Origin of the sequence: Flavobacterium humi (assembly GCF_004745595.1) — a bacterium.
GTDB lineage: Bacteria > Bacteroidota > Bacteroidia > Flavobacteriales > Flavobacteriaceae > Flavobacterium > Flavobacterium humi.
The window spans coordinates 614003-622601 of sequence record NZ_SRLH01000001.1 but is presented as its reverse complement, the minus strand read 5'-3'; the positions used below and the strand labels follow the sequence as shown (position 1 = coordinate 622601).

General features: G+C 35.8%; 5 protein-coding genes. All 5 read left to right on the top strand.

Annotated features, from left to right (window positions below; translation table 11 throughout):
* On the top strand, window positions 1-283 hold a 283-nt coding region (locus E4635_RS02660; RefSeq protein WP_169630185.1), incomplete at its 5' end, for a T9SS type A sorting domain-containing protein.
* A gap of 96 nt (window positions 284-379) precedes the next feature.
* Window positions 380-2602, top strand: a complete 2223-nt coding sequence (locus E4635_RS02655; RefSeq protein WP_135525055.1) for a T9SS type A sorting domain-containing protein — start codon at window positions 380-382, stop codon at window positions 2600-2602.
* 94 nt (window positions 2603-2696) lie between these two features.
* Entirely contained in the window at window positions 2697-6416 is a 3720-nt protein-coding gene (locus tag E4635_RS02650; RefSeq protein ID WP_135525054.1) for a DUF7619 domain-containing protein, read from the top strand.
* Between the two features lie 91 nt (window positions 6417-6507).
* Window positions 6508-7875, top strand: a complete 1368-nt coding sequence (locus tag E4635_RS02645) for a leucine-rich repeat domain-containing protein (RefSeq protein ID WP_135525053.1) — start codon at window positions 6508-6510, stop codon at window positions 7873-7875.
* Window positions 7876-8062: 187 nt separating this feature from the next.
* Window positions 8063-8599, top strand: coding sequence for a bifunctional pyr operon transcriptional regulator/uracil phosphoribosyltransferase PyrR (pyrR, locus tag E4635_RS02640; protein ID WP_135525052.1), 537 nt, complete (start codon window positions 8063-8065; stop codon window positions 8597-8599).

Below are 8599 nucleotides of genomic sequence, written 5' to 3'. Positions count from 1 at the left end.
CGCTACTACAACCATTGCAGCATTAGGTGTCCAGGATTTTGAATTTTCGAATTATTTTAATGTTTATCCGAATCCGGTGCATGATGTATTGACTATTTCTGCTAAAGAAACCATCGAAATCAGTTCTATCAGCATTTATAACACAATTGGCCAGTTGGTTATGGTCATTCCAAATGCCAAAAATATAAAAACCGTTGATGTTTCAGGATTGGCTCCGGGTAATTATTTTATCAAAACCCATACCGATAAAGGAACTGCCAATACGAAGTTTATCAAGAATTAAAAAAACTGAAGCCCCATAGAAATATGGGGCTTTTTTATTGAAAAAATAATTTTAAAGGAGCTGTTTACAGTTATATTTGCACAAAAAATTACATAAATGAAAAAACTTTACTTTTTGCTATTGGCTTTTGGCTTTTTTACTGGTATTAATGCACAGATTGTAAATATTCCCGATGCCAATTTTAAAAATAAATTACTAACACTTAATTGTGCGGATTTTAATAACGATGGAATTTTTGACGGTGATGTTGATGTTAATAATGATGGAGAAATTCAAGAAAATGAAGCGCAAAATGTTATTCAGTTAAATATTGTATATACCTATATATCAGCTGAAGATGAAACGTATTTGATTTCAAATTTAGAAGGATTAAACTCATTTGTTAATTTGAAAAGAATTTCATTTGATTATATTTCTTTTAATAATATAGATGTTGATTTGTCTCAATTATCCCAATTAGAATTTGTTAAGATTAATAATTCCAATACTGATTTGATGGGATCGATTAATCTTTCAAATCTGACTCATTTGATTTCTTTAGATTTAAATTTTAATAGGTTTTATGATACGGCTTTACCTAATGATAATGTAAATGTAAATTTGAACGGCTCCGTAAACCTTATGGATTTGACTTATTATAACAGTTGTCTAAATTTTAATTTTTGCCAAATACCCAATTTAAAAAACTTGAATTGTTTTTATCTTGAAGGTGGTGAACCTGTCGATGGAATTTTTGATTTTAGTTGTTTGACAAAATTAGAAACATTGACTCTAGGTGATAATTTTATGAATGTTTTAATTTTAAAGAATGGATCTTTATTAAACTCGATAATTATACCCATGGATTCAGGCTATCCAAAACCTAAATTTATTTGTATAGATGATAACTCACAAGAATTGCAACAAATTTTGAATTCAGGATTAGTTGGTTTTAATACAGTTATTAATAGTTATTGTAGTTTTGAGCCAGGAGGACAATATTATACGATAAAAGGGAAAAATAAATTTGACACAAATAATAATGGTTGTGATGAATTGGATATAGTATATCCTAATTTGAAGTTAATTACTAATGAAGCAAATCCTGAAACAATTATTTCTAATCTATCAGGTGAATATAAAACAATAGTTCAGGCGGGTAATGTCCTAGTTACTCCAATAATTGAAAATCCTGACTACTTTGCTGTTTCGCCAACTGCGGTTGCTGTTTCTTTTCCTGTACAATTGTCTCCATTTATTCAAGATTTTTGTATAACACCAAATGGTATTCATTCTGATTTAGAGTTGAAAATTTTACCTTTAGTATCGGCACGACCAGGTTTTGATGCAAAGTATAAAATTGTATATAAAAACAAAGGAAATCTAGTTGAAAACGGCAGTGTAAATTTCACTTTTGATGACTCAAAAATTGATTTTGTTTCAGCTACCAATAATCCAGCTCAAACCACAGGATTGTTAACATGGAATTACAACAATCTGCAACCATTTGAAACCAGAATAATAAATGTAGTTTTGAATATCAATTCGCCAATGGAAACGCCATCAGTAAATGGGGGAGATGTTTTAATTTATAACGCTACAATTGCTTCTGCTAATACAGATGAGTTGCCAAATAACAATACCTTTACCTTAAATCAAACCGTTGAGAATTCATATGATCCTAATGACATTACTTGTTTGGAAGGAACATCAGTTTCTACTGCCAAAATTGGCGATTATGTGCATTACATGATTCGTTTTGAAAATACAGGTTCTGCCAATGCTACCAATATTGTGGTGAAAGATGTGGTTGATTTAGCAAAATTTGATGTGAATTCAATTGTTCCATTTAATGGTAGTCATGATTTTTATACTCGTATCAATGGCGATAAAGTAGAATTTATTTTTGAAAATATCAATCTTCCTTTTGATGATGCTACCAATGATGGTTATGTTTCATTTAAAATTAAAACAAAATCAACTTTAGTGGCTGGAGATACTTTCTCTAAAAATGCGAATATTTATTTCGATTACAATTTCCCGATTGTGACCAACACTGCTACTACAACCATTGCAGCATTAGGTGTCCAGGATTTTGAATTTTCGAATTATTTTAATGTTTATCCGAATCCGGTGCATGATGTATTGACTATTTCTGCTAAAGAAACCATCGAAATCAGTTCTATCAGCATTTATAACACAATTGGCCAGTTGGTTATGGTCATTCCAAATGCAAAAAATATAAAAACCGTTGATGTTTCTAATTTGGCATCGGGTAATTATTTTATAAAAATCCAGTCTGATAAAGGTGTTTCAAATACGAAATTTATCAAAAATTAAAATAAAAAGCCCCATAGAAATATGGGGCTTTTTTATTGAAAAAATAATTTTAAAGGAGCTGTTTACAGTTATATTTGCACAAAAATTTCCATAAATGAAGAAAATCTACTTTTTGGTATTGGCTTTAGGCCTTTTTAATGGTGTTACGGCACAAACGATCAATAATTTTGACTTTCGGACCTTAAATCGTTTGCTTTTATCCGGTACAAATAGTGAAATTGCCAAAGACATAAACGGCAACAACATGAAAATCGACGCTAATAACAACAATCAGATTGAAGTTAGCGAAGCATTAAATGTGTATGAATTGAACTTAAGCCCGGCCATTGTCCCAGGATTTACGGGTGGGGATTATATATATTCCCTTACCGGCCTTGAAAATTTCCATAACATACGAAAGCTGGATTGCAGTATGAGTGCCGTGTCCTTAGGCTGGAATACGCTGAATTCGTTTACAAACCTACAAGAACTCACCAGTGTAAACAATTCATCTAGTTTTCCAATCGATATCCATGGCTTGCCACACCTGAAAAAATTGAACTGGTACCATAACCGTTATTATATGCAGACGGTCAATAATTGGGCTCCTTCGATTATCCTGTCTAATTTGCCAGAACTGGAAATCCTGGATTGTCATTCTAACGGGATTTCCTCCTTGTCCATTTCTGGTGCTCCCGGGATAAAATCGATCATATGCGATGAAAACCTCCTGACTTCATTGAACCTGTCAGATTTACCTGTATTAGAAGTATTGGATTGTAATTATAACAGATTGAATACTTTGGTATTGACAAATGTTCCAATGCTAAAAGATTTGAACTGTAATCAAAATACAATAGCAGCTTTAAATGTTTCCGATTTAATCCATTTGGAAACGTTGTATTGCGGCTGGAACGAATTGACTTCCTTGCAAACCGCCAATTTGCCGGCATTAAAATCCATCAACTGTTATCAGAACCACTTAACTTCTTTAGATATAAGCAGTTCTCCTCTTTTGGAAGATTTGTCTTGTGACAAGAACAACTTGACCTCTTTAAATGTTGATAATACCAATATGTTGAAAAACCTTTCCTGTTCTCAGAATCAAATTGTTTCTTTGAATATTCAGGATAAGCCTTATTTTACAGATTTAAATTGCAGGAACAACAATCTGGTTACGCTAACTACGACCAATCTTCCTAATATAAAGAATATTGATTGCACTATAAATCAGATAACTTCCTTAAGCCTTGTAGATTTTACCCATCTGGAGTATTTTGTTTGTAATAATAACCAGGTAAAAGACCTTACGATAAAGAACTGTACCGGGTCATTGGGATTTTATAGCAACCCTTTAGAGAATGTTGTGATTAAAGATGTGAATATCTGGCCTGATTTTTCTCCTTATCCTTTGTTGAAAACTTTGGTGGTTGACAATTTGACAACGCAAGGTTTATCCTTAACGCAAAATACTAAATTGGTCAGCTTGGAGGTTTCCAACATGGCTGCTTTGACAAGTTTGAATATACCAACAGCAAGTGACCTGGAAACCGTAAAAATTCAAAACCTACCTCTGATATCCTATTTAAATTGTGGCAATTCGGGAAAAATCAATTCCTTGACCGTTGCCAATATGCCTATATTAAAAACTATTTACTGCCGGAACAATAAACTCACGGTTATGAACCTGTCCGATATCCCGGACCTTACCACTATAGATTGTAGCAAAAACCTGTTGCCTTCCTTGCATTTGAATAGTTTTCCAACCCTAAAAAAAGTGTCATGCGGTACTAACAACCTGACTGCTTTGGAAGTAAATAACCTGCCTTTGCTTACAGAACTGAGTTGTGGTCAAAACCAGCTTGCAAACTTAGATTTAAGTGGTTGTACGAGCCTTCAAACTTTGGATTGTTCTTCTAATTTACTGCCTGTTTTGAATTTGGAGATGCAGGAAATACAATACCTGAACTGCTCTAAAAACCAGTTGGCAGCTTTAGATCTTAGCCATTTAACCGATGCCTACTTTATAAATTGTTCATACAACGCTATTACGTCTTTGGATGTAACAGGTTTGACTAATTTAAAAACCCTTGCTTTTGCGTATAACCAGGTTTCATCTCTGGATACCAGTGATTTAGATACTATTGAAAATTTATATTGTTCCAACAATCAGCTAAGCGTATTGGATCTTGACCATTTGACCATGCTTAATGGACTTGCTTGTTCTGAAAATCAATTGACTACGCTTAATGTGATCCATTCTCCTTTACTTCAATATTTGTATTGCGGCAATTCTCCTTTGCTAAAAACGGTTTTCTTGAAAAATGGCATTAATGAAGAGGAAATTGACCTAACGGGAAATCCTGCCTTGGAATATGTTTGTGCCGATGAATCGCAACTAGAGCAGATCCAGAACATAATTGCCGAAAATAATTATGTCAATTGCCATGTTAATTCCTATTGTTCTTTTGCACCTGAAGGTGATTCGTATCTCATCCAAGGGAATATTAAACTTGATGGTGATGCCAACGGTTGTGATGCTTCAGATGCTATTTTTTCAAATTTGAAATTCAATATCAGCGATGGTGTGGCTACTGGAAGCTTGATTTCCAATATGTCAGGGAATTATTCTATTCCTGTAGCTTCGGGTACGCATACGATAACTCCGCTTGTTGAGAATTCAGCGTATTTTTCCGTATCGCCTGCGAGCGTTACTGTCGAATTCCCTACAGAAACCAGCCCGTTTGTACAAAATTTCTGCATTACTCCAAATGGTACGCATGAAGATTTGGAGATTACGCTGCTGCCTATAGCTCAAGCCGTACCTGGATTTGATGCTACTTATAAACTGATTTATAAAAACAAAGGAACCGGTATCCAATCAGGTTCGGTTTCCATGGCTTTCAACGATGCAACCTTGGATCTTGTTTCTGCCAGCCCATTGATTGCCAATCAGAATGGAAATAGCCTGTCTTGGGATTTTACAAATTTGCAGCCTTTGGAAAGCAGGGAGGTTTCAGTTGTCCTGAATTTGAATTCACCAACCGAAACACCGGCTTTGAACAATGGCGATGTTTTAAATTTCACAGCTTCGATAACTTCTGCAGTAACTGATGAATTTCCTAATGACAATACTTTTGAGCTTAACCAGACAGTTGTTAATTCTTTAGATCCGAATGACAAAACGTGTATGGAAGGCCGTACTATCTCGACAACTAAAATAGGAGAGTATGTGCATTACATGATCCGTTTTGAAAACACAGGAACTTTCCCAGCCCAGAATATTGTGGTAAAAGATATGATCGATACGGCTAAGTTCGATATCAGTTCCTTACTTCCGATTAAAGGAAGCCATTCGTTTGTGACAAAAATTACCGAAGGCGATAAAGTGGAATTCATTTTCCAGAACATTAACTTGCCTTTCGATGATGCCAATAATGACGGTTTCGTAGCTTTTAAAATCAAGACCAAACCGACTTTGGTAAATGGAGACACTTTCAGCAATACGGCCAGTATTTATTTTGATTATAATTTTCCTGTTGTAACCAATACAGCCACAACGACTATTGGGGCATTAAACCGACAAGATTTTGAATTTTCGAATTATTTTAACGTATATCCGAATCCGGTGCATGATGTATTGACTATTTCTGCCAAAGAAACCATCGAAATCAATTCTATTAGTATCTACAATACGGTAGGCCAATTGGTTTTAGTAATCCCAAATGCGAAAGAAATTAAAACCATTGATGTTTCAGGATTGGCTGCGGGTAATTACTTTATCAAAACCCATACCGATAAAGGAATTGCCAATACGAAGTTTGTCAAGAATTAAAAAAAGATATTTTTCAAAAAAAGCCCTTAAAATTGTGGGGCTTTTTTTGTTAATAAAATCTAAAAAACGTATCTTTATTAAAATTTAACCCATGAAGAAGAGCTACTTTCTACTATTGGCTTTATGCCTTTTTACAGGAGTGCGTGCGCAGGTTATTAGCATTCCCGATGCTGCTTTTAAAGCCAGGTTGCTGGAAGCAAGCCCAAGCCAGGGCATCGCAAAAAATGCCGCCGGCAATAATATTACGATTGATACCAACCATAATGGTGAGATTGAAGTCAGTGAAACGGCTAACGTAGTTTCTCTTTTTGTGTTCCATATGCCGGAGATGCACGATATTACGGGCGTTGGGAGCTTTACCAATCTTAAAAACCTGTACTGCTATAATCTGGCATTGAGTACCGTAAATGTTTCTACCCTGACAAATCTTATTGAATTGGAGCTGACGTTCTGCGACTTACAACAGGTCAATGTGGCCGGATTGCCCAATCTTAAGAAACTGCTCCTGGATAAAAACCAGATACAAAACCTGAACCTTTCAGGATTGGTACAACTGGAACGTTTGGGTTGCGATAATAACCTATTGGCAAGCCTGAATGTCAGCCAGTTGTCGAACCTTAAATACCTGCATTGCAACAATAACCAATTAACCAGTTTAAGTATTACGGGCCTGACAAATCTTAACGAGGTTTTGTGTGGGAACAACCAGCTTGCGAGTTTGAATTTAAGCGGATTGACCAGTCTTCGTTCCTTATCTTGCGGAAGCAACCAGCTGACTGCCCTGGATGCCAGCGGAGTGCCTAACCTGGATTACCTGTATTGCTGGAACAATCATATCAACAACTTGAATATTACAGGACTGAACAACCTGAAATATTTGTATTGCCATATGAACGAATTGACCTATTTGAATGTTAGCGGGCTGTATAATCTTATAGAAATCTATTGCAGTAACAATCAGTTGACGCAGCTGGATGTAAACGAACTCGGCCATCTTACCACTTTGGCATGCGATCGGAATAACCTACATACTATCTTGTTTAAAAATACAGGTTATACTGGCGGAGTCAACGATATTTTTACATTTTCCAGCAATCCGGGGCTGGGCTTGATCTGTACCAATGAAAATAAAATCAGCCTGGTACAGAATATCGTCAATCAATATAACTATGTAAATTGCGCCGTAAGTTCTTCCTGTACTTTAGGTACCGAAGATTTTGCTCTAGCTTCTCTTATCGATGTATATCCGAATCCGGCAAATGATGTGCTGAATATCTCTACCGGAGCTGCTGAAATTACGTCTGTTACGGTTTACAATACTTTAGGGCAATTGGCACTGTCCATTCCCAACGCGCACAATACAAGGACTGTAGATGTTTCCATGATGGCAAAAGGCCATTATTTTATGAGGATTGATTCCGATAAAGGAACGGTAACTACCAGGTTTATCAAAAATTAACAGCATAAAGGCCTTACAGAAATGCAAGGCTTTTTTTTGCAATGAAAATAGCAAAAGAAGAGAAAGTTTCCCAACTGTCGAAGCCTTGAAATATAAATCGGCAATAATATTTTAACCCATCGATTAAGAGGCCCTTTTTTTATCCAAAAAAATCCTTAATTTTACACTCCAAACATAACAACCAGCTATGAGTCAAAAAATTTTGCTCAATCAAAAAGAAGTAACCATCATACTTCACCGTTTGGCCTGTCAGTTAATTGAAAATCACCTTGATTTTTCCGATACGATTTTGATAGGGCTCCAACCCCGGGGAGTGGAATTAGCCAACCGTTTAAAGCAGATTTTAGAAGAAGAGTACCAAATCCCGGCCGTTTCTTTGGGTTTTCTGGACATCACTTTCTTCAGGGATGATTTCCGCAGGGGCGAAACACTGGAGGCCAATAAAACACAGATTGATTTTCCGGTAGAAAATAAAAAAGTCATTTTTATTGATGATGTACTCTATACTGGTCGAAGCATCAGGGCAGCATTAACGGCGATACAATCCTTCGGAAGACCAGCCGAAATTGAACTGCTGGTGCTTATTGACAGGCGTTTCAGCCGTCATTTGCCTATACAGCCCGATTATCGCGGAAGACAGGTGGATGCCATAAATAATGAGAAAGTGGTGGTCAAATGGGCAGCAACCGCAGGAGAGGATTCAGTAGAATTAATTACAAAGTAA